Origin of the sequence: Serratia proteamaculans, assembly GCF_013337185.1 — a bacterium.
Taxonomy (GTDB): Bacteria; Pseudomonadota; Gammaproteobacteria; order Enterobacterales; family Enterobacteriaceae; genus Serratia; species Serratia proteamaculans_D.
Genome location: NZ_SWDE01000001.1, coordinates 2,028,092 through 2,049,400 on the forward strand (window position 1 = coordinate 2,028,092; position 21,309 = coordinate 2,049,400).

The 21,309-nt window shown below is 53.6% G+C and carries 19 protein-coding genes; 9 read left to right on the forward strand and 10 right to left on the reverse strand.

The window, feature by feature from the left end; all coding sequences use genetic code 11:
• The first annotated feature begins 31 nt into the window (after positions 1-31).
• Positions 32-730: a 7-cyano-7-deazaguanine synthase QueC gene (gene queC, locus FCL49_RS09495; RefSeq protein ID WP_174353308.1), complete on the forward strand. Its 699-nt coding sequence runs from the start codon at positions 32-34 to the stop codon at positions 728-730.
• Between the two features lie 35 nt (positions 731-765).
• On the opposite strand, the gene FCL49_RS09500 is transcribed toward queC, so the two are convergent.
• From FCL49_RS09500 to bolA, 9 genes are all read right to left on the reverse strand, one after another.
• Complete coding sequence (locus FCL49_RS09500; protein ID WP_174353309.1) at positions 766-1,179, reverse strand: acyl-CoA thioesterase; 414 nt, start codon at positions 1,177-1,179, stop codon at positions 766-768.
• A 155-nt stretch (positions 1,180-1,334) separates the two neighbouring features.
• The gene (locus tag FCL49_RS09505; protein WP_174353310.1) at positions 1,335-1,724 is read right to left on the reverse strand and encodes a ComEA family DNA-binding protein; all 390 of its coding nucleotides are present in this window, start codon (positions 1,722-1,724) and stop codon (positions 1,335-1,337) included.
• A gap of 139 nt (positions 1,725-1,863) precedes the next feature.
• On the reverse strand, positions 1,864-3,750 hold the full coding sequence (gene ppiD / locus FCL49_RS09510) for a peptidylprolyl isomerase (RefSeq protein ID WP_135315389.1): 1,887 nt from the start codon (positions 3,748-3,750) through the stop codon (positions 1,864-1,866).
• Between the two features lie 182 nt (positions 3,751-3,932).
• Positions 3,933-4,205 (reverse strand): nucleoid-associated protein HU-beta, encoded by a 273-nt coding sequence (hupB, locus tag FCL49_RS09515; protein WP_017891836.1) that lies wholly within the window; start codon positions 4,203-4,205, stop codon positions 3,933-3,935.
• Positions 4,206-4,421: 216 nt separating this feature from the next.
• Positions 4,422-6,776, reverse strand: coding sequence for an endopeptidase La (gene lon, locus FCL49_RS09520; protein WP_112347696.1), 2,355 nt, complete (start codon positions 6,774-6,776; stop codon positions 4,422-4,424).
• A 195-nt stretch (positions 6,777-6,971) separates the two neighbouring features.
• A complete protein-coding gene (gene clpX / locus FCL49_RS09525; protein ID WP_174353311.1) occupies positions 6,972-8,243 on the reverse strand; it encodes an ATP-dependent protease ATP-binding subunit ClpX in 1,272 nt (423 codons plus the stop codon).
• A gap of 162 nt (positions 8,244-8,405) precedes the next feature.
• Positions 8,406-9,029 (reverse strand): ATP-dependent Clp endopeptidase proteolytic subunit ClpP, encoded by a 624-nt coding sequence (clpP, locus tag FCL49_RS09530; protein ID WP_012005535.1) that lies wholly within the window; start codon positions 9,027-9,029, stop codon positions 8,406-8,408.
• Positions 9,030-9,482: 453 nt separating this feature from the next.
• Positions 9,483-10,787, reverse strand: a complete 1,305-nt coding sequence (tig, locus tag FCL49_RS09535; RefSeq protein ID WP_112347697.1) for a trigger factor — start codon at positions 10,785-10,787, stop codon at positions 9,483-9,485.
• Positions 10,788-11,153: 366 nt separating this feature from the next.
• The gene (gene bolA, locus FCL49_RS09540; protein ID WP_012005533.1) at positions 11,154-11,468 is read right to left on the reverse strand and encodes a transcriptional regulator BolA; all 315 of its coding nucleotides are present in this window, start codon (positions 11,466-11,468) and stop codon (positions 11,154-11,156) included.
• 355 nt (positions 11,469-11,823) lie between these two features.
• On the opposite strand from bolA, the gene FCL49_RS09545 reads away from it, so the two are divergent.
• The 8 genes from FCL49_RS09545 (at position 11,824) to FCL49_RS09580 (ending at position 20,736) form a co-directional block, all read left to right on the forward strand.
• Positions 11,824-12,402: a lipoprotein gene (locus FCL49_RS09545; protein WP_174353312.1), complete on the forward strand. Its 579-nt coding sequence runs from the start codon at positions 11,824-11,826 to the stop codon at positions 12,400-12,402.
• Positions 12,403-12,455: 53 nt separating this feature from the next.
• Positions 12,456-13,934 (forward strand): muropeptide MFS transporter AmpG, encoded by a 1,479-nt coding sequence (gene ampG, locus FCL49_RS09550; protein WP_174353313.1) that lies wholly within the window; start codon positions 12,456-12,458, stop codon positions 13,932-13,934.
• A gap of 441 nt (positions 13,935-14,375) precedes the next feature.
• Entirely contained in the window at positions 14,376-15,326 is a 951-nt protein-coding gene (gene cyoA / locus FCL49_RS09555) for a cytochrome o ubiquinol oxidase subunit II (protein WP_037424327.1), read from the forward strand.
• Between the two features lie 3 nt (positions 15,327-15,329).
• Positions 15,330-17,321 carry a cytochrome o ubiquinol oxidase subunit I gene (cyoB, locus tag FCL49_RS09560; protein WP_012005529.1) on the forward strand — a complete coding sequence of 664 codons (1,992 nt, stop codon included), beginning with the start codon at positions 15,330-15,332 and terminating at the stop codon, positions 17,319-17,321.
• Positions 17,311-17,928, forward strand: coding sequence for a cytochrome o ubiquinol oxidase subunit III (locus FCL49_RS09565; RefSeq protein ID WP_135315383.1), 618 nt, complete (start codon positions 17,311-17,313; stop codon positions 17,926-17,928). The genes cyoB and FCL49_RS09565 overlap by 11 nt, the downstream gene beginning before the upstream one ends.
• Positions 17,925-18,263: a cytochrome o ubiquinol oxidase subunit IV gene (locus FCL49_RS09570; protein WP_012005527.1), complete on the forward strand. Its 339-nt coding sequence runs from the start codon at positions 17,925-17,927 to the stop codon at positions 18,261-18,263. The genes FCL49_RS09565 and FCL49_RS09570 overlap by 4 nt, the downstream gene beginning before the upstream one ends.
• 17 nt (positions 18,264-18,280) lie before the next feature.
• Positions 18,281-19,171 (forward strand): heme o synthase, encoded by an 891-nt coding sequence (gene cyoE, locus FCL49_RS09575; protein ID WP_012005526.1) that lies wholly within the window; start codon positions 18,281-18,283, stop codon positions 19,169-19,171.
• A gap of 200 nt (positions 19,172-19,371) precedes the next feature.
• Positions 19,372-20,736 (forward strand): MFS transporter, encoded by a 1,365-nt coding sequence (locus tag FCL49_RS09580; RefSeq protein WP_174353314.1) that lies wholly within the window; start codon positions 19,372-19,374, stop codon positions 20,734-20,736.
• A gap of 51 nt (positions 20,737-20,787) precedes the next feature.
• Here FCL49_RS09580 and FCL49_RS09585 read toward each other — a convergent pair whose 3' ends face one another.
• Positions 20,788-21,279, reverse strand: coding sequence for a YajQ family cyclic di-GMP-binding protein (locus tag FCL49_RS09585; protein WP_012005524.1), 492 nt, complete (start codon positions 21,277-21,279; stop codon positions 20,788-20,790).
• Between the last annotated feature and the right edge of the window lie 30 nt (positions 21,280-21,309).

The following is a 21,309-nucleotide window of genomic DNA, read 5'->3' on the forward strand; positions in this document are numbered from 1 at the left end:
TAGGGTCTCAGCAATAAATTGAGGTTATTTTATGAAGCGCGCGGTTGTCGTTTTCAGCGGTGGACAAGATTCCACGACCTGCTTGATTCAGGCATTGAAACAGTATGATGAAGTTCACTGCGTCACTTTCGATTACGGCCAGCGCCACCGCGCCGAAATTGAAGTGGCTCAGGAGCTGTCGGTGGCCCTGGGGGCCAAGGCGCATAAGCTGCTGGACGTAGGCCTGCTCAACGAGCTGGCGATCAGCAGCCTGACCCGTGACAACATTCCGGTTCCCGCCTACGACAGTACCCAGAGCAATGGGTTACCGAGCACCTTTGTGCCGGGCCGCAACATTCTGTTCCTGACGCTGGCGGCGATTTATGCCTATCAGGTCGAAGCTGAAGCGGTGATCACCGGCGTGTGTGAAACCGACTTCTCCGGCTACCCAGACTGTCGCGACGAGTTTGTCAAAGCGCTGAACCAGGCGATAGTGTTGGGCATCGCCCGCGACATCCGCTTTGAAACACCGTTGATGTGGCTGAACAAGGCAGAAACCTGGGCAATGGCAGATTACTACCATCAGCTGGAGCTGGTGCAGCAGGACACTCTGACCTGCTACAACGGCATCAAAGGCAACGGCTGCGGTGAATGTGCGGCCTGCCATCTGCGCGCCAACGGCCTGCAGCAGTACCAAATCAACAAGGCCGAAGTGATGGCGAGCCTGAAGAAGAAGACCGGGTTGGTCTGATGGAATAACGGCGGCACAGCTTGCCGCTCGTTGTTTTAGCTATTTTCAAGCGGCGTGAGCACCTGCAGGTGTTCGCGCAGTTGCCCCTCAATCGGCAGTGCCCGCTGGGTTTTCAGATCGACACAAACAAAGGTCAGCAGTGCATCCGCTACCGGAGCCCCGCTGGCATCCTGCGAGACCTTCTGGCTCAACACGCCGCTTTTGCCGTTTAGCTGCACCATCTGGCTGTCAATGCGTAGCTTGTCGCCCAATACCGCTGGGGTGCGGTAGTTAATGTTGATGTTCACCACGATAAAGGCGATGTTGTTTTCCGTCATCCAGCGGAAGCTTTCCTGATTCTCCAGCCAATCCCAGCGCGCCTCCTCCAGAAACTCCAGATAGCGGGCGTTGTTCACGTGCTGATAAACATCAAGATGATAACCACGGACTTTGATAAAGGTCTGGTGCATAGGTGACAACCGCTCCTGCCTGGTGATTACAGAAAGAAGGAGCCGCAAGCGACTCCTTCACCCATTTGGTCAAGGTGCCAAACTGGTAAGACCTGTAAAATGTAGCAGAGGAAAAAGGGCTGCATTATCACTTTGCCACGCAGCCGTGATCGAAATCACATTTTGAGCCGCGCGCGATTCCTTTCAAACAGTGCAGGCCCAATGCCCGGTACTTCCTGAAGCTGCTCAATCTGTGTAAAGGGGCCATTCTGCTCGCGGTAGCGCACAATGCTCTCCGCTTTTTTCAATCCAACTCCCTTGAGTATGCTGGCCAGTTGTTCGGCATCGGCCTGATTGATACTGACCGATGCCTCATCACTGGCAGCCGCCCCGGCCTCTGCCCCCTGCCCGACATTAGCCGCCGGCACGGATAGCGCCGGTTGCCCGGTAACTACTTTTTCTTCCGCGGCCAACGCTGGCCCGGCCAGGCAGAGCAGTGCTACGGTCAGCAAGGCTTTAAAGCTAAAACCACTCTCATTTACCGCTTTTATTTCTGTAGGTTGCATGCTGTGTCCTCCTTGTGTGTAACAGCAAGCTCACCTTGCCGCAGCAAAGAAACTTCAGCAATTGACGGATTTCAGATATGGAAAAGGCCGCGAAAGCGGCCTTTGAGGATTGCATTGCGTTGCAGAAAACTGCGGCGCTTTACTGAGGTTGCTGCTGCTCAGCGGCACCCATGGTGATCTTGGCTTCTTTGCGCAGGCTGGCCAGCAGAGAGTCAAAGGACACGCCAGTCGCACCTTCTTCCATCTTGCTGACGAAAGTTTTCATTTCTTCTGCCGGCAAGGTGCCTGGTTTCACGGCATCCAGCGCAATCAGTACCACGTTGTCCTGACGGTCCTGCGACATGCCATAAACCGGCTTGCCTTCTTGCGGATGCGGCAGCGCGAACACGCTCTGCACCAGTTGGCTGTCTTCCGGCGCACGTGCCATCTTCTGCACGCTGCCAAAGCTCAGGCCAGCAGCTTTCATCGCCTCGTCGCCCTTGCCCTGTTTCAGCTCAACCAGCAGCTTCTCGCCCTGCAGTTTGGCTTCCTGTTCCGCTTTGTTACGCTTGACCAGTTCTGCCACGCGATCTTTCACCTGGTCGAACGGTTCAATGCCCTCTGGCTTGTGGCCAGACACGCGGATCACGAAGGCACGGTCGCCATCAACGGTGATCACGTCGGAGTTGCTGCCCGGAGAGCCGCCTTCACCAATCAGTGAACCGTCGAAAATCGACTGAATGACCGGTTTGAAGTTCAACGCTGCCGGGATGTTGTCGCGGGTAAACCAGTCAGTCTGCTGCGCTTTCACGCCTGCGGCCTCTTCGGCCGATGCCAGAGACTCGTTATCGCTGGTAGCCGCTTCACTCACCTTCTGCTGCAGCGCGTAATAAGCGTCTACCGCTTTTTCCTGCTTAACCTGCTTGGCGATAGCGTCACGCACTTCGCTCAACGGCTTCACTTTTTCCGGTTCAATGTCGTTCAGACGGATCACCAGATAGCCTACTGAAGACTTCACGACGCCGGAAAGCTGGCCTTTTTCGGTCAGGTTGGCCTGCTTGAGTTCGTCTGCTGTGGTGTCCGGCTCCAGCCAGCCCAGTTCACCGCCGGTACGGCGTGAAATGATGTCGGTGGATTTGTCTTTCGCCAGGGTGGCGAAATCACCGCCCTTCTTCAGCTCATCGAGTACCGCGTTGGCTTCCGCCTCGGTTTTCAACTGGATCACGCTGTAGTTCTTGCGCTCAGGCTGGCCGTAGCTGCTTTTGTGCTGGTCGTAATAGGCGCTGATATCCGCGTCGGCTACCGTCACCTTGTCTTGCATAGCAGCGGCGTCCATTGGGATGTAGCTTACTTTGACCTGTTCTGGCGCAATAAAACTGTTCTTGTTCTGGCTGTAGTAGTCTTTCAGCTCGTCGTCGGTCACGGTCTGCTTGGCCTGCAACGCTTTCAGATCCAGCGTAGCCAGACGCACATCGCGCTGTTGCAGCACCAGTGCCGTCATATCCTGCGCTTCGGCAGGCAGAATGAAGCCCGATCCGCCAAAGGCCTGGATCACCTGCTGGTTAACCAGCTGCTGACGCATTGATTGTGCAAAGTTATCGGCGGTGTAACCCATACGGCTAATCAGATCGAGATATTTGGCGTTATCGAACTGGCCATCAGTCTGGAAGTAAGGCGCCTTGCGGATGGCGTCTTTTACCTGATCGTCGCTGACGCTCAGGCCTAATTTCTTGGCATATTGGTCCAGCAGCATGTTGTCGATCAACTGAGACAACGCCTGATGGCGCATCTGCTGCATATAACCTTCGTTGCCCGCCAGTGCAGAGAACTGGTCACCCAGCTGTTGCTGCATACGGCTGCGTTCGCTTTGGAAAGCCTGTTCCAGCTGAGCGCGCTCGATCACCTGACCATTTACTTTCGCTGCATAATCGCCGGAACCGCCGATCAGGTAGTTACCCACCCCGGTCAAAATAAATGACAAGATGATCAGGGCCAGGATGATTTTGAGCACGACGTTATTAGCTGCCGCGCGTAAATTGTCCATCATAGTGTGACAACACTCCGCTGTGATGTGGATTAAAAACACCCTTGCGCAGGCGCGTTCCCTGCGACAAAAATAAAAAAAGCGCATCAATCTGATGCGCCTTATATCTTACCTTACCAGCACCGTTGCGTCAGGTGATTGTTTATTACAAAGCCCTGTAACGCTAAACGGTTAGACGCAAACAATCAGTTTACTGCGTCTTTCAGCGCTTTCCCTGCACGGAAGGCCGGAACTTTGGCTGCCGCGATTTTGATCTCTTTACCGGTTTGCGGGTTACGACCGGTACGGGCCGAACGTTCACGCACGGTGAAGGAACCGAAACCCACCAGGGCCACGTCATCCCCTTCCTTCAAGGAATCAGTAACGGATGCAATCACTGCATCTAAAGCACGTCCAGCTGCCGCTTTGGAAATATCAGCACCTGCGGCAATTTTGTCGATCAGTTGTGACTTATTCACTCTATCATCCCCTCTAGAATTCAAACGTCGCACCGAAAAATCCCTACGGTTGCGACAGCGCAGCTGTTATATCAATCCCATCGTGCCTTGGCAAGCCACCGAAAGCGTGACAAAACGCGGGCCGACAGCTGTCTAACTTAGCGGTACAAAAAAAGACTGGCAAGTCCGAAATGACTTGCCAGCATAAGTTTTATCAATGGTTTTTGCGATACATCACTATTTTGCCGCTACCGGCAGTGCGCCGAAGGCCGGATTGAGCAACGCAAGGTCCAAAACTTCATCAATTCGTTGCACCGGGTGAATATCCAGATCGGCGATAACATTGGCCGGGATCTCTTCCAGATCGCGCTTATTCTCATAAGGGATCAGCACGGTTTTGATGCCGCCGCGATGTGCTGCCAGCAGTTTCTCTTTCAGGCCACCAATCGGCAGAACCTGACCACGCAGCGTGATCTCGCCGGTCATCGCCACATCGGCGCGAACCGGGTTGCCCGTCAGACAGGAAACCAGCGCGGTACACATCGCAATACCGGCGCTTGGGCCATCTTTCGGTGTAGCGCCTTCCGGCACGTGTACGTGGATGTCGCGCTTCTCGTAAAAATCAGGGTTAATCCCCAATTTATCCGCACGCGCACGCACCACGGTCAGTGCTGCCTGGATAGATTCCTGCATCACTTCACCGAGCGAGCCGGTGTAGGTCAGCTTACCTTTACCCGGTACGCAGGCGGTTTCAATGGTCAGCAGATCGCCACCCACTTCCGTCCACGCCAGGCCAGTAACTTCACCCACACGGTTTTCGGTATCCGCACGGCCGTAGTCAACGCGCTGCACACCCAGGTAATCCTTCAGGTTGTCGCCGTTGATCTCGATATGCTTGATCTTCTTGTCCATCAGCAGCGTTTTCACCGCTTTACGGCACAGCTTGGAGATTTCACGCTCCAGGCTACGTACCCCAGCCTCACGGGTGTAGAAGCGGATAATGCCGGTAATGGCGCTGTCGTCGACCGTCAACTCACCTTTTTTCAGGGCGTTACGCTCAAGCTGCTTCGGCAACAGATGCTGCTTGGCAATATTGAGTTTCTCGTCCTCGGTATAGCCGGACAGACGGATCACTTCCATACGATCCAGCAACGGCGCAGGAATGTTCATCGAGTTCGAGGTTGCCACGAACATCACGTCGGACAGATCGTAATCCACTTCCAGATAGTGATCGTTAAACGCCACGTTCTGTTCCGGATCCAGCACCTCAAGCAGTGCAGAAGCCGGATCGCCACGCATGTCGGAAGACATCTTGTCGATCTCATCGAGCAGGAACAGTGGGTTTTTCACCCCAACCTTGGCCATTTTCTGGATCAGTTTGCCCGGCATTGAGCCGATATAGGTACGACGGTGACCGCGGATTTCCGCTTCGTCACGCACGCCACCCAACGCCATACGCACATACTGACGGCCGGTCGCTTTAGCGATCGACTGACCCAACGAGGTTTTACCCACGCCAGGAGGCCCTACCAGGCACAGGATCGGCCCTTTGATTTTGCTTACGCGGCTCTGTACTGCGAGATACTCAAGGATACGGTCTTTGACGCGCTCCAGGCCGTAGTGATCGATATCGAGCACTTCCTGCGCCTTGAGCAGGTCTTTTTTAACCTTGCTGCGCGCATTCCACGGCACCTGCAGCATCCAATCGATGTAGCCGCGCACCACGGTGGCTTCCGCAGACATTGGCGACATCATTTTCAGCTTTTGCAGTTCCGCTTCGGTTTTTTCACGCGCGTCTTTCGGCATTTTCGCCGCTTCGATCTTGCGTTTCAGCGCTTCATGTTCGTCCGGCGCATCGTCCATCTCGCCCAGTTCTTTCTGAATCGCCTTCATCTGCTCATTCAGATAGTACTCGCGCTGACTTTTTTCCATCTGTTTTTTGACGCGATTACGGATGCGTTTCTCAACCTGCAGCAGGTCGATTTCCGATTCCATCATCGCCATCAGGTATTCAAGACGCTCGGTGATATCGAACATCTCCAGTACCGACTGCTTGTCGCTCAACTTCAGCGGCATGTGCGCGGCGATGGTATCCGCCAGGCGCGCAGCATCGTCGATGCTGTTCAATGACGTCAGCACCTCCGGTGGAATTTTCTTGTTCAGTTTGATGTAGCCTTCAAACTGATTGATTGCAGTGCGTACCAGCACTTCTTGTTCACGCTCGTCAATCGCGGGTGACTCAAGATATTCTGCCTGGGCAGCAAAATGCTCGCCGCTGTCGGAAAGCGTAGTAATACGCGCCCGCTGCAGGCCTTCGACCAGTACTTTTACCGTGCCATCAGGCAATTTCAGCATTTGCAGGATCGACGCTACCGTGCCGACTGAGAACAAATCATTAATGCCAGGTTCATCCGTCGAGGCCTCTTTCTGTGCCACCAGCATGATCTTTTTATCATGATCCATTGCTGCTTCGAGGCACCGAATTGATTTTTCCCGGCCAACAAATAACGGGATCACCATGTGCGGATAAACCACCACGTCGCGCAACGGCAAGACGGGGATTTCTATGCGTTCGGAACGCTCAGGGTTCATAGAGCTCTCTCTTAAGTTTAACTTCCGCCAGGTTGAGGGGGAATCTCATGAGACGCAAGCATCAAACGTTTCATAAAATCTGGTTAATGAGTATATGGGGATGAATCTCTTACATTCAACGTCAAGAATGCAGGAAATAAAAATGGGGGATAAAATCCCCCATTTTGACATTAACTTTCTGGTTTGACTGGCTAATTATTCGCCTGAAGCCTGTGCTTCCGGTTTGCCGTAAATCAGCAGCGGTTTGGACTGACCGGCGATGACCGACTCGTCGATCACCACTTTGTCGACGCTTTCCATTGAAGGCAGGTCATACATGGTGTCCAGCAGCGCGGCTTCCACGATAGAACGCAAGCCACGTGCACCGGTTTTACGTTTCATCGCCTTTCTGGCGATGGCGTTCAGTGCTTCTTCACGGAACTCCAGCTCCACACCTTCCAGATTGAACAATGCCTGATACTGTTTGGTCAGGGCATTTTTCGGCTCTTTCAGGATCTGGATCAGCGCATCTTCGCTCAGCTCACTCAGCGTGGCCACGACCGGCAGACGGCCGATGAACTCAGGGATCAGGCCAAACTTGATCAGATCTTCCGGTTCCGCCTGCAGCAGCAGTTCGCCTTCGGTCGCTTTCTCAGCCTCACCCTTCACGGTTGCGCCAAAACCAATACCGGAACCGGTATTAACGCGCTGACCGATCACTTTATCCAGGCCGGCAAATGCTCCGCCACAGATAAACAGGATTTTCGAGGTATCAACCTGCAGGAATTCCTGCTGCGGATGCTTACGGCCACCCTGAGGGGGAACGGCAGCAATAGTGCCTTCGATCAGCTTCAACAGCGCCTGCTGCACGCCTTCACCCGAAACGTCGCGGGTAATGGACGGGTTGTCTGACTTACGAGAAATCTTATCGATTTCATCGATGTAGACGATGCCGCGCTGGGCTTTCTGCACGTCGTAGTCACATTTCTGCAGCAGCTTCTGGATAATATTCTCCACGTCCTCACCCACATAACCTGCTTCGGTCAGCGTGGTGGCATCGGCCATGGTGAAAGGTACATCCAGGAAGCGTGCCAGCGTTTCCGCCAGCAAGGTTTTACCGCTACCGGTAGGACCAATCAGCAGAATGTTGCTTTTGCCCAACTCGATACCGTTGCTGGTATCGCCGTTGCGCAGGCGTTTGTAGTGGTTATACACCGCTACCGCCAGCACTTTCTTCGCCGGTTCCTGACCGATGACGTAGTCATCCAGGTGGTGGCGGATCTCGTGCGGCGTCGGCAGCGCGCTGCGCTCACGATGCGGTGAAACTTCTTTAATCTCTTCGCGAATAATGTCGTTACACAGGTCAACACATTCATCGCAGATATACACTGACGGACCGGCAATCAGCTTACGCACTTCATGCTGGCTTTTGCCGCAGAAAGAGCAGTACAGCAGCTTTCCTGAACCGTCTTTGCGCTTATCTGTCATCAGTAAACCTCTTCTTTAGTCTTTGTCCCGCAGGAAAATCACGGCGGCCGTGCGCCCCGAATTCATACCGGGAATGCCGATAATGCTCACCAGAGCGAGCCACGCCCGCTCTGATTACTATAGTCTATCGGCTCGCACAATTACCTCGCCAGCCGCGTGGTGTTACTTGCGGTGCGTCAGAATGCCGTCAACCAGACCGTATTCTACCGCTTCTTCCGCGGTCATAAAGCGATCGCGCTCGGTATCGCGTTCGATCTGCTCCAGTGTCTGGCCGGTGTGTTCTGCCATCAACTCATTCATACGCGCCTTCACCTTCAGGATTTCACGCGCATGGATTTCGATATCCGTCGCCTGGCCCTGATAGCCGCCCAGCGGCTGGTGGATCATCACGCGTGAATTCGGCAGACAGAAACGTTTGCCCTTGGCACCCGCAGTCAGCAGGAAGGAGCCCATCGAGCACGCCTGGCCCATACAAATGGTGCTGACGTCCGGCTTGATGAACTTCATGGTGTCATAGATTGACATGCCTGCGGTGATCACGCCACCCGGGGAGTTGATGTAGAGGAAAATGTCTTTTTCCGGGCTTTCTGCTTCGAGGAACAGCATCTGCGCCACAATCAGGTTGGCCATGTGATCTTCGACCTGGCCGGTCAGGAAAATAATGCGCTCTTTCAGCAGGCGGGAATAGATGTCGTAAGAACGCTCCCCGCGTGAAGTCTGCTCTACCACCATCGGCACCAGGGCCATGTTAGGTGCAAATTGATCTCGTTCGCCACTGTATGACATTACCGTCTCCTAATAGAAATAGCCTTGGCGGCCAGGGTTACACCCTATTACACCGATTCTACTTGAGAACGGTCATGATGACTATGCTCAAGCATTCGACCCACGCCACACGTACCCGACGGTTTTTCTTTATCCCGCGCACTCTGCCACGCACTCTGGCAAATAGCCTATATATGTACATTTTACAGATTGGGGCCACAGTCAAAATTTCAAGCCCGGCAGCGTATTTTTAGCGATTATCCTGCACACCCTGTGCTGCAGGTGATAACCATCATGCCAGACTGTGCCAAGACCAACAGTGTAAATATAGTGCATATTGTCACGCTTAACCTGAGATTAATCAGCAACGTGGCAAAAAGAAAAGCCCGCAACCGAAGGTTACGGGCTTTTTTTACGCCAGGGCCGGCAAGCCGGCCCTGAGAGCGCAACAAGTTGCGCCCTGGCGTACAGACATTACGCCTGTTGAGTCTGGTTCATCAGCTCGCTGAAGGTAGTGGCTTTCTCAGTCACTTTCGCTTTTGCCAGCAGGGCTTCAACCGCTTGTTCTTCCAGAGCAACGTTGCGCATGTTGTTCATCAGCTCTTTGTTTTTGCTGTAGAACTCAACAACTTCACTTGGATCTTCGTACGCGGAAGCCATTTCTTCGATCAGCGTTTTAACGCGATCTTCGTCAGCTTTCAGATCGTTGGTGCTGATCACTTCGCCCAGCAGCAGACCGACAACTACGCGACGCTTGGCCTGCTCTTCGAACAGTTCGCGTGGCAGTTCCAGCGCTTGCTTCTCGTTGCCGCCGAAACGCTGTGCAGCCTGACGGCGCAGAACGTCAACTTCGCCGTCGATCAGCGCAGCAGGAACGTCGATTTCGTTAGCGCTGACCAGGCCGTCGATTGCCTGAGTCTTGATGCGGTTACGCACTGCGCCTTTCAGCTCGCGCTCCATGTTTTTACGCACTTCAGCACGCAGGCCTTCGGTAGAACCATCAGCCACGCCGAAACGTTTGATGAACTCTTCAGTCAGCTCTGGCAGTTCACGCTCTTCTACTTTCTTCAGAACGATGTCGAACTTGGCCGCTTTGCCCTTCAGATTTTCAGCGTGATAATCTTCTGGGAAATTAACGTCGATGGCGAATTCTTCACCGGCTTTATGACCGACCAGACCTTCTTCGAAGCCTGGGATCATGCGGCCCTGGCCCATGGCCAGTACGAAATCAGAGGCTTTGCCGCCTTCGAATTCTTCACCGTCGATAGAACCAGAGAAGTCAACGGTCACACGGTCTTCAGCCTGAGCTGCGCGATCGGTCTCTTTCCAGGTCGCCTGCTGCTTGCGCAGGGTGTCCAGCATGGTGTCAACGTCAGCGTCGTTAACTTCAACTACCGGCTTCTCAACTTCGATGCCGTCCAGGCCTTTCAGCTCAACTTCCGGATACACTTCGAACTCAACGGCGAAAGTGAAATCTTCACCTTCTTTGTACTCGCCCGGCACGTAGTTTGGCGCGCCAGCCGGATTGATCTTTTCTTTGATGATCGCATCAACGAAGCTGCGTTGCATCGCATCGCCCAGTACGTCTTGACGAACGGACGCGCCATAACGTTGCTCAACGATGTTCATTGGTACATGGCCTTTACGGAAGCCATCTATACGAACGCTTTTTGCAGCGTTGATCAGCTCTTTTTTAATAGCCTGCTTGATTGTATCAGCGGGTACAGTAATAGAGAGACGGCGCCCAAGGCCTTGAGTGGTTTCTACTGAAACTTGCATCTTGTTACCTCAAAAAAATCACAGTGCTCGGTCAACTCCGTTCGAAGAACCAGGACGGCTACATTACAGAACCGAGTTTCCTGATGACAGAAGTGTCCCGAAACCATTCCGGAAAAATAAGACGCGACATTATAGCGGCGCAAGCGGAGCGAGTCGAGGAAAGCAAGGCAGCGGCGGCGCGCTAAAACTCACACTTTTGCCGATTTGATCGCCAAAAGGCCGCCGAAGCCGACCCGGCCTTGGCTGCATTGCGCATCGGCTGTGTCGTCGTCAAAAACAGAAACGGCCCGCAGGCCGTTCCAAAATTCGTCTGTAGTAATACCCCAAATCGTGGTCAAAGTTCCACTGATACCGCAAATTTAGCCGTCAGGCCAAGGTTCCGGCCCCACGACAAGGGGGGGAAGCCGGCACGGTATCCTGCAGCCCTTCCCACTCTTTCAGGGTATAAGTGTGCAACGCCAGCGCATGTACACCATCGGATAACTCTTCCGACAGGACGCCGTAAATCGAGCGATGCCGCGTCAGGAAACGTTCGCCGACGAAGCGATCGCTGACCAACACCACCTTGAAATGACTTTCTGAACCCGCCGGAACGTTATGACGATAGCTTTCATCAACGACTTCCAGATACGCGGGCTCAAATGCCGCCCTTAACTTTGCTTCTATTTGCTCGCGAATCATAGGATCTCCTTACTACACCGGCAGAGGACCGCCCCCATCTATTTCAATATTAGCCTCTTTCTCCCCTTTTAGACCATTGCGCAGGTAAATTTCTCTTCTTTGCGGACAAAAAACGGCCAACATCCGCCGCCGCTTGAGGTTTTTCTGATTGAGACGGCCAAAAAAGCATGTTTTTATCAACGGCAGGTAAAAATTTGTCACTCCGGTGCGTTCTGCGCTTCCTCCGGCTGGCGGCGATGCTATGATGTCGACAATTTGTTGTTGGCTATCCCGCTCTGATTATTACAGAAAGCCTGCCCAAACCAGCCTCGCTATATTGGGCAGCTTAAAATCCATCGAGAATGAGACAGTAACTATGTTGAAAAAACTTTGCCTTCCACTGTTGGCCGCACTGATGCTGGCCGGCTGTGCTACCAGCAGCAACACCCTGAACGTGACCCCGAAAATCGTACTGCCGCAGCAGGATCCGACTCTGCAAGGCGTCACCATCAGCATTAACGGCGCGGATCAGCGCAAAGATCAGGCTCTGGCGAAGGTCAACCGCGACGGCCAGCTGGTAACGCTGACGCCATCACGCGATCTGCGTTTCTTACTGCAAGAAGTGCTGGAGAAACAAATGGGCGCGCGCGGCTATATGATCGGTGCCGACGGTGCCGTTGATCTGCAAATCGTGGTGAATAACCTGTACGCAGACGTCTCCGAAGGCAACCTGCGCTACAACATCACCACCAAGGCCGATATCTCAATCATCGCTCAGGCGAAAAACGGCAACAAGCAGGTGAAAAACTACCGCTCAACTTATAACGTCCAGGGCGCCTTCACGGCAACCAACGATAAAATCACTAACGCGGTCAATAGCGTGTTGGGTGACGTTATTGCCGATATGGCGCAGGACACCAGCGTCAACGACTTTATCAAGCAAAACGCGCGTTAATCCGCGAACGCCTTGCACCGCCCGGATAGTCGGGCGGTGCAGACAGGGAACTCATGTCGAAAAGCTATCTGAACCTCTTCACCCAGCGTAACTCCGCGATCCTGCTGCTGCTGGGCTTTGCCTCGGGTCTGCCACTGGCGCTGACCTCCGGCACGCTGCAAGCCTGGATGACCGTCGAAGGCATCGATCTGAAAACCATCGGCATTTTTTCGCTGGTCGGTCAGGCCTATGTGTTCAAATTCCTGTGGTCGCCCTTTATGGACCGCTATACCCCGCCATTCCTCGGCCGCCGACGCGGTTGGTTGCTGATCAGCCAACTGCTGCTGGTAGTCTCGATTGTGGCGATGGGCTTTATGCAACCGGCACAGCATCTGTGGTGGCTGGCAGCTTTGGCGGTATTGGTGGCCTTCTGTTCTGCGTCGCAGGATATTGTTTTTGACGCCTATAAAACCGATTTGCTGAGCGCGGAAGAACGCGGAACCGGCGCGGCGGTTTCGGTGCTGGGTTACCGGTTGGCGATGCTGGTATCCGGCGGGCTGGCGCTGTGGCTGGCGGATCGTTACTTCGGCTGGCAGTCAACCTACTGGCTGATGGCGGGATTGATGCTGATCGGCATCGTCGCAACTTTGCTGGCACCGGAACCGGACAACAGCATTCCTGCGCCGCGCACCATGGAGGAAGCGGTAGTCGCTCCGTTGCGCGATTTCTTCGCACGTAACAATGCCTGGCTGATTTTACTGCTGATCGTGATGTACAAAATGGGCGATGCCTTTGCCGGCAGCCTGAGTACCACCTTCCTGATCCGCGGCGTAGGGTTCGATGCCGGGGAAGTGGGGCTGGTGAACAAAACTCTCGGCCTGTTCGCCACTATCGTCGGGGCGCTGTTTGGTGGCGTGCTGATGCAACGCCTCAGCCTGTTCCGCGCCCTGATGCTGTTCGGCATCCTGCAGGCGGTCTCTAACCTCGGTTACTGGATACTGGCGGTTACCGATAAAAACCTCATGACGATGGGTAGCGCTATCTTCCTGGAGAACCTGTGCGGCGGCATGGGTACCGCCGCCTTCGTTGCGCTGCTGATGACGCTGTGCAACAAGTCGTTTTCCGCGACCCAGTTTGCCCTGCTGTCGGCGTTATCCGCCGTCGGCCGCGTCTATGTTGGCCCGATTGCCGGCTGGTTTGTCGAAGCGCATGGCTGGCCGCTGTTCTATTTATTCTCGATTGCTGCTGCCCTGCCCGGCCTGTTGCTGCTGCGCCTGTGTCGACAGACGCTGGAATACACCCAGCGCACGGATAACTTCATGCCGCGCACCGAATTCCGTCAGTTTTACCGCTGGGCGTTGCGCATGCTGACCCTGGGTTGCTCATTGCTGGGGCTGTGGTTGATTCTGCTTATCACCAACGCACTCGACTGGAGCGCCTTGCCAAATCTGGCCGATCGGTTACTGCAGATCGGTGCCGCACTGAGCCTGGTGGGCATTGCGATGGGCAGCTTGTTGGACTATCTGGCACTGCGTCGCACCAGGCTGGCCTGATATCGTCGGCCGGTGATGGCACCGGTCGGCAAAAATGCATCAGCGTGATGAGTTTATTTCGAATAAAAGAACATAAATGGCGGAAGAATTATTTTTTTACCTGACTAAATCGCTCGGAAATAAAATTAAATTCACTTTAAATACACAATTATTTTACATTAAATAAACCTTTCATTCGTATTTCAAAAAAGCGTTTTTACCTGTTGGATTCATCATACCTTTAGTTTTCCTTAACATACGATTTGCCCGGCACGATTCAGCGTGCCAACGCTTTGTTGCCATTAGTAAATTGTCACGCAACGTGACATCTGTGACCCCCTTAACAGAAAGTGTCAACAAGGCGCTGACACTCCCTTAAGCATGTTTACAGTACTGCAACCTTCCCGTAAAATGCCCGCACACATGAAACGACAATAGAGCCTTTGTAATTGAGGTCGTTAGATGAGACTTAAGAAATACAATAAAAGTATTGGGATGTTGTCATTAATTGCCTCCACTGTAATGCTCAGTGGTTGCAATATGGTATTGATGAATCCCAAAGGAGCAATTGGTGTTGAGCAACGGACACTGATTATCACTGCAATCGCATTAATGTTGATCGTGGTGGTACCAGTTATCTTTATGGCGTTCGCCTTTGCCTGGAAGTACCGTGCTTCCAACAAAGATGCCAAATACAGTCCGAACTGGTCACATTCCAACAAAATCGAAGCGGTCGTCTGGACCATTCCTATCATTATCATCGCCATCCTTGGCACCATTACCTGGAAGACTACCCACGAACTCGATCCGTTCAAGCCGATTGTCACTGACAAGAAGCCGATGACTATCGAAGTGGTGTCGCTCGACTGGAAATGGCTGTTCATCTACCCAGAGCAAGGCATCGCAACGGTTAATGAACTGGCTTTCCCGAAAGACGTTCCAGTTGAATTCAAAATCACCTCTAACTCGGTAATGAACTCGTTCTTTATCCCTCAGTTAGGTGGGCAGATTTATGCGATGGCCGGGATGCAGACCAAACTGCACCTGATCGGCAATGAAGCAGGCAAATACGACGGTATTTCCAGCAGCTTCAGCGGTCGCGGGTTCTCCGGCATGAAGTTCACCGCCATTGTCACCCCAACCGAAGGCGACTTCGATCAGTGGGTTGCCAAGGTGAAAGCATCGTCGACTAACCTTAACGCCACCAGCGACTTTAACAAACTGGCAGAGCCGAGTGAAAATAACCCGGTTGAGTACTTCTCCAGTGTCAAACCGAATTTGTTCAAAGAAACTATTGGCAAATTTATGGGCGATATGAACATGCACAAGGGCGCTACCACGCACGAAGGTATGGACATGAGCCAGGGTATGGACATGGGTGAACATGCTGCTCACGCCGGAGCCGAGGAATAACTGATGTTGGGAAAATTAACGATTGATGCGGTTCCGTACCACGAACCGATCATCATGGTCACCGTTGCTGCAATTGTTATCGGGGGCCTGGCTCTGCTGGCGCTGATAACCTATTTCGGCAAGTGGAAATGGCTATGGAGCGATTGGCTGACTTCGGTCGACCATAAAAAAATTGGTATCATGTACATCATCGTGGCAATGGTTATGTTGCTGCGTGGTTTTGCCGATGCCATCATGATGCGTAGCCAGCAGGCGCTTGCGTCCGCCGGCGAGGCCGGATTCCTGCCGCCGCACCACTACGACCAGATCTTTACCGCCCACGGCGTAATCATGATCTTCTTCATGGCGATGCCTTTCGTGGTCGGCCTGATGAACGTGGTTGTACCCTTGCAAATCGGTGCGCGCGACGTTGCCTTCCCGTTCCTGAACTCCCTGAGCTTCTGGTTCTTCGTGGTAGGTGTCGTCCTGATCAACATCTCTCTGGGTGTCGGTGAGTTTGCGCAGACCGGTTGGCTGGCGTATCCGCCGCTGTCGGGTAAGGAATACAGTCCTGGCGTCGGGGTCGATTACTGGATCTGGAGTCTGCAGATTTCCGGTCTGGGTACCCTGTTGACCGGTGTGAACTTCTTCGCCACCATCATGAAGATGCGTGCCCCTGGCATGCCTCTGATGAAGATGCCGGTGTTCACCTGGGCGGCGCTGTGTACTAACGTTCTGATCATCGTTTCTTTCCCAATTCTGACTGTTACCATCGCGTTGCTGACCCTGGATCGCTACCTGGGCTTCCATTTCTTTACCAATGATATGGGCGGCAACATGATGATGTACATCAACCTGATTTGGGCCTGGGGTCACCCAGAGGTGTATATCCTGGTTCTGCCAGTGTTTGGTGTGTTCTCTGAAGTCACCGCGACCTTCTCAAGAAAACGCCTGTTCGGCTATACCTCACTGGTATGGGCAACCATCGCGATTACCGTTCTGTCGTTCATCGTATGGCTGCACCACTTCTTTACCATGGGGTCCGGCGCGAACGTTAACGCCTTCTTCGGTATCGCCACCATGATCATTTCCATCCCTACCGGGGTGAAAATCTTCAACTGGCTGTTCACCATGTACCAGGGCCGCATTCAGCTCAACTCCGCAATGCTGTGGACCATCGGCTTCATCATCACCTTCTCCGTAGGTGGGATGACCGGCGTTCTGCTGGCAGTACCGGGCGCGAACTTCGTGCTGCACAACAGTCTGTTCCTGATTGCCCACTTCCATAACGTGATTATCGGTGGTGTGGTGTTCGGTTGCTTCGCCGGCCTGACCTACTGGTTCCCTAAATCCTTCGGCTTCACGCTGAACGAGACCTGGGGTATCCGTGCGTTCTGGTTCTGGATCATCGGTTTCTTCGTGGCCTTTATGCCACTGTATGCTCTGGGCTTTATGGGTATGACTCGTCGTATCAGCCAGAACATCAACCCAGAGTTCCACCCACTGCTGCTGGTAGCGGCTGGCGGCGCGGCTCTGATTGCCTGCGGTATCCTGTGCCAACTGATTCAGATCTACGTCAGTGTGCGTGACCGTGAGCAGAACCGTGATCTGACCGGTGACCCATGGGGCGCTCGTACGCTGGAGTGGTCCACTTCGTCTCCACCGCCGTTCTATAACTTTGCCGTAGTGCCACAGATTCATGACCGTGATGAATTCTGGGACATGAAAGAAAAAGGCAACGCTTATAAGAAACCGGCGAAATACGAACCGATTCATATGCCGAAAAATACCGGCGCCGGTGTGATTATTGCTGGCTTCAGCCTGGTATTTGGTTTCGCGATGATCTGGGACATCTGGTGGATGGCGATCGCTGCCTTCGTAGGTATGATCGTGACCTGGATTGCCAAGAGCTTCGATGAAGATGTTGATTACTATGTGCAGGTTGATGAAATCGAGCGCATTGAAAACCAACACTATGAACAAATCAGCAAAGCAGGCGTGAAACATGTCAACTGATACTCTGACTAACCATGACGCAGCCCATGCAGAGCATGGGCACCACGACGCAGGAGAGACCAAAGTCTTCGGATTCTGGATCTACCTGATGAGCGACTGTATTTTGTTTGCGAGCTTGTTCGCGACTTATGCAGTACTGGTGAACGGGACCGCTGGCGGTCCCTCTGGCAAAGACATCTTCGATCTGAAGTTTGTTCTGGTTGAGACCTTCCTGCTGTTGTTCAGCTCCATCACCTACGGTATGGCGATGATCGGCATGAACAAAGGCAAGGTTGGCAGCGTGAATACCTGGCTGTTCCTGACCTTCCTGTTTGGTCTGGGCTTCGTAGCGATGGAAATCTATGAGTTCCATCACCTGATCGTTGAAGGCTATGGCCCGGATCGCAGTGCGTTCCTGTCCGGCTTCTTCGCACTGGTTGCTACCCACGGTCTGCACGTGTCTACCGGCCTGGTTTGGATCGTTATCATGATGATTCAGGTCAGCAAGCGCGGCCTGACGTCAACCAACAAGACCCGTCTGATGTGCCTGAGCCTGTTCTGGCACTTCCTGGACGTGGTTTGGATCTGCGTATTCACCGTTGTTTACCTGCTGGGGGTTATGTCATGAGTCATTCATCCCATGAAACTTCTCACGGCGGCGCAAGCCACGGTAGCGTTAAGACCTATCTGATCGGCTTTATTCTGTCGATCATCCTGACGGTGATTCCATTTGCGATGGTGATGAGCGGCACCGCCTCTCACTCCACCATCCTGGCGGTTGTAGTCGGCATGGCGGTGATTCAGGTGGTTGTTCACCTGATTTACTTCCTGCACATGAATACCTCATCGGAAGAGCGCTGGAACCTGGTGGCATTGCTGTTCACCGCTATGATCATCGGTATCGTTGTTGTGGGTTCACTCTGGATTATGTACAACCTCAACATCAATATGATGGTCGATTAAGAGCAGAGCTGGACGTGATGATTAAGCAATACCTGCAAGTAACCAAACCAGGAATTATTTTCGGCAATTTAATTTCTGTCGTCGGGGGATTCCTGCTCGCCTCTAAAGGGAGCATCGACTATCCCCTGTTTCTCGCCACCCTGGTGGGGGTCTCGTTGGTTGTCGCTTCGGGCTGTGTATTTAACAACTACATTGACCGCGACATCGACAAGAAAATGGAGAGAACGAAGAATCGGGTGCTGGTTAAGGGCCTGATCGCGCCGAGTGTAAGCCTGGTTTACGCTACCGCTCTGGGTATTGCGGGCTTTGCGTTGCTGTATATCGGTGCCAACCCGCTGGCCATGTGGCTGGCGGTGATGGGCTTCGTGGTTTATGTCGGCGTTTATAGCCTGTACATGAAACGCCACTCGGTATACGGCACACTGATCGGCAGCCTGTCGGGCGCTGCGCCACCGGTTATCGGTTATTGCGCAGTCACCAACGAGTTCGATGCCGGTGCGTTGATCCTGCTGGCTATCTTTAGCCTGTGGCAGATGCCGCATTCCTATGCGATTGCCATCTTCCGCTTTAAAGATTACCAGGCAGCCAACATTCCGGTCCTGCCGGTAGTGAAAGGCATTTCGGTGGCGAAGAACCACATCACGGTCTACATTGTGGCGTTTATGATTGCCACCCTGATGTTGACCCTGGGCGGCTACGCCGGCTACAAATACCTGATCGTCGCTGCGGCGGTAAGCGTATGGTGGCTGGGCATGGCACTGCGTGGTTACAAAACCGAAAATGACAGCGTTTGGGCACGCAAGCTGTTTGTGTTCTCGATTGTTGCCATCACTTCGCTGAGCGTAATGATGTCTATCGACTTCAGCGCGACAGCCGCGCCGGAAGCGTTGATGACGTACGTCTGGTAAGCCAAATCGTCTGTGAATGGGCCGCTTTCGCGGCCCATTTTATTTGTCTCGTCAAAAAGCCGATGAACTGTAATATCTGCTAAACAACATTAGATTTACCCCCCCTGCCCTTCACACTAAAATGACGCTTCTTTCACAGAAGCTATCCCCTCAGGCGTTATCACCGATAGCCTGACGGAATGGCTTTTAATGAGGTTTTAATGAACGATAATGCAATGACCCCGCTGGAACGACGAGCGACCTGGGGATTAGGAACCGTATTTTCACTGCGCATGCTCGGCATGTTTATGGTGTTGCCGGTACTGACCACCTACGGTATGGCGTTGAACGGCGCCAGCGAAACGCTGATCGGTATCGCCATCGGTATTTATGGCCTGGCGCAGGCGGTATTTCAGATCCCCTTTGGCCTGATCTCCGATCGTATCGGCCGCAAACCGCTGATTGTCGGCGGACTACTGATCTTTGCACTGGGCAGTGTCATTGCCGCCGCGACCGACTCCATCTGGGGGGTGATCCTCGGCCGGGCATTACAGGGCTCCGGTGCTATTGCCGCCGCAGTGATGGCGCTACTGTCTGACCTGACGCGGGAACAGAACCGCACCAAGGCAATGGCGTTTATCGGTGTCAGCTTCGGTATTACCTTCGCTATTGCGATGGTGCTTGGCCCGATCGTCACCCACGCCTTTGGCCTGCATGCGCTGTTCTGGATGATTGCCGTGCTGGCATTGGCCGGTATCGTAATCACTCTGGCAGTGGTCCCCTCTGCCAGTCACCACGTGCTGAACCGGGAATCGAGCATCGTACGCGGCAGCTTCAGCAAGGTGCTGAGCAACTCCCGGCTGTTGAAGCTCAATTTCGGCATCATGTGTCTGCATATCCTGCTGATGTCCAGCTTCGTGGCGCTGCCACTGGCGATGGAAAAAGCAGGCCTGGCAGCGAGCCAACACTGGATTGTCTACCTGGTCACCATGCTGGTTTCTTTTGCCGCCGTAGTGCCATTTATCATTTATGCCGAGAAGAAGCGCCGCATGAAGCAGGTCTTCATGGGTTGCGTAGCGGTGTTGTTCTGTGCGGAAGTGCTGCTATGGCTGTCCGGCGCGCACCTGTGGGGCATCATTGCCGGCGTACAGCTGTTCTTTATGGCGTTTAACGTCATGGAAGCGATTCTGCCTTCGCTGATCAGCAAAGAGTCTCCGGCCGGTTATAAAGGGACGGCGATGGGGGTTTACTCCACCAGCCAGTTTATCGGCGTGGCGATCGGCGGCAGCCTGGGTGGCTTGCTGTATGGCCTGCAGGGTGCAGGACTGGTGTTTATCGCCGGGGCGGTGTTGGCGGCTGTCTGGTTTTTGGTCAGCAGTACCATGCAAGAACCGCCTTACGTCAGCAGCCTGCGTATTACGCTGTCGGAACTGGCCGTGAAGGATTCCGCTCTGGAAAGCCGCCTGAAAGCCCAACCGGGCGTGGCGGAAGCGATTGTAGTGCCGGAAGAGCGCAGTGCCTACGTGAAGGTCGATACCAAACAGACCAACCGAGTCCAATTGGAAGCGCTGGTGAATTCACTGTAAAGAAAAGGGCCAGCAAGCTGGCCCTTCAAAATCTTCACCTTCGCAAAAACCTTAATCGCGGAAGTTCTTAAACTGGAACGGCTGTCCGAGATCGGCACCGCGCACCAGCGCCATCACACCCTGCAGATCGTCGCGTGATTTACCGGTCACGCGCACTTCATCACCCTGAATCTGTACCTGGACCTTCAGCTTGCTGTCTTTGATCAGCTTGACGAGCTTCTTCGCCTGTGCGCTTTCAATCCCCTGCTTCAGCTTGGCATCCACACTGTAGGTTTTACCGCTGTGAGTCATTTCTTCCGGGATCTCGAGCGCGCTGCCTTCGATGCTGCGTTTACTCAGCTTTTCACGCAGAATATCTAGCAACTGCTGCACCTGGAAATCAGACTCGCTGGCGACTTTAATGCTTTCGTCTTTTTCGTTCAGCTCAAAGCTGGCCGGCACGTTGCGGAAATCCCAACGGGTGCCCAGATCGCGCGTGGCGTTCTCGACGGCGTTACGCACTTCCTGCATATCAATTTCGGAAACAATGTCGAAAGATGGCATACTTCTTCCTCCTGAATGAGAGCCTAATGC

Excerpts from the sequence above, each read along its gene's own strand:
- queC (WP_174353308.1), top strand. The coding sequence starts at position 32 with ATGAAGCGCGCGGTTGTCGTTTTCAGCGGTGGACAAGATTCCACGACC.
- FCL49_RS09500 (WP_174353309.1), bottom strand. The coding sequence starts at position 1,179 with ATGCACCAGACCTTTATCAAAGTCCGTGGTTATCATCTTGATGTTTAT.
- FCL49_RS09505 (WP_174353310.1), bottom strand. The coding sequence starts at position 1,724 with ATGCAACCTACAGAAATAAAAGCGGTAAATGAGAGTGGTTTTAGCTTT.
- ppiD (WP_135315389.1), bottom strand. The coding sequence starts at position 3,750 with ATGATGGACAATTTACGCGCGGCAGCTAATAACGTCGTGCTCAAAATC.
- lon (WP_112347696.1), bottom strand. The coding sequence starts at position 6,776 with ATGAACCCTGAGCGTTCCGAACGCATAGAAATCCCCGTCTTGCCGTTG.
- clpX (WP_174353311.1), bottom strand. The coding sequence starts at position 8,243 with ATGACAGATAAGCGCAAAGACGGTTCAGGAAAGCTGCTGTACTGCTCT.
- clpP (WP_012005535.1), bottom strand. The coding sequence starts at position 9,029 with ATGTCATACAGTGGCGAACGAGATCAATTTGCACCTAACATGGCCCTG.
- tig (WP_112347697.1), bottom strand. The coding sequence starts at position 10,787 with ATGCAAGTTTCAGTAGAAACCACTCAAGGCCTTGGGCGCCGTCTCTCT.
- bolA (WP_012005533.1), bottom strand. The coding sequence starts at position 11,468 with ATGATTCGCGAGCAAATAGAAGCAAAGTTAAGGGCGGCATTTGAGCCC.
- FCL49_RS09545 (WP_174353312.1), top strand. The coding sequence starts at position 11,824 with ATGTTGAAAAAACTTTGCCTTCCACTGTTGGCCGCACTGATGCTGGCC.
- ampG (WP_174353313.1), top strand. The coding sequence starts at position 12,456 with ATGTCGAAAAGCTATCTGAACCTCTTCACCCAGCGTAACTCCGCGATC.
- cyoA (WP_037424327.1), top strand. The coding sequence starts at position 14,376 with ATGAGACTTAAGAAATACAATAAAAGTATTGGGATGTTGTCATTAATT.
- cyoB (WP_012005529.1), top strand. The coding sequence starts at position 15,330 with ATGTTGGGAAAATTAACGATTGATGCGGTTCCGTACCACGAACCGATC.
- FCL49_RS09565 (WP_135315383.1), top strand. The coding sequence starts at position 17,311 with ATGTCAACTGATACTCTGACTAACCATGACGCAGCCCATGCAGAGCAT.
- FCL49_RS09570 (WP_012005527.1), top strand. The coding sequence starts at position 17,925 with ATGAGTCATTCATCCCATGAAACTTCTCACGGCGGCGCAAGCCACGGT.
- cyoE (WP_012005526.1), top strand. The coding sequence starts at position 18,281 with ATGATTAAGCAATACCTGCAAGTAACCAAACCAGGAATTATTTTCGGC.
- FCL49_RS09580 (WP_174353314.1), top strand. The coding sequence starts at position 19,372 with ATGAACGATAATGCAATGACCCCGCTGGAACGACGAGCGACCTGGGGA.
- FCL49_RS09585 (WP_012005524.1), bottom strand. The coding sequence starts at position 21,279 with ATGCCATCTTTCGACATTGTTTCCGAAATTGATATGCAGGAAGTGCGT.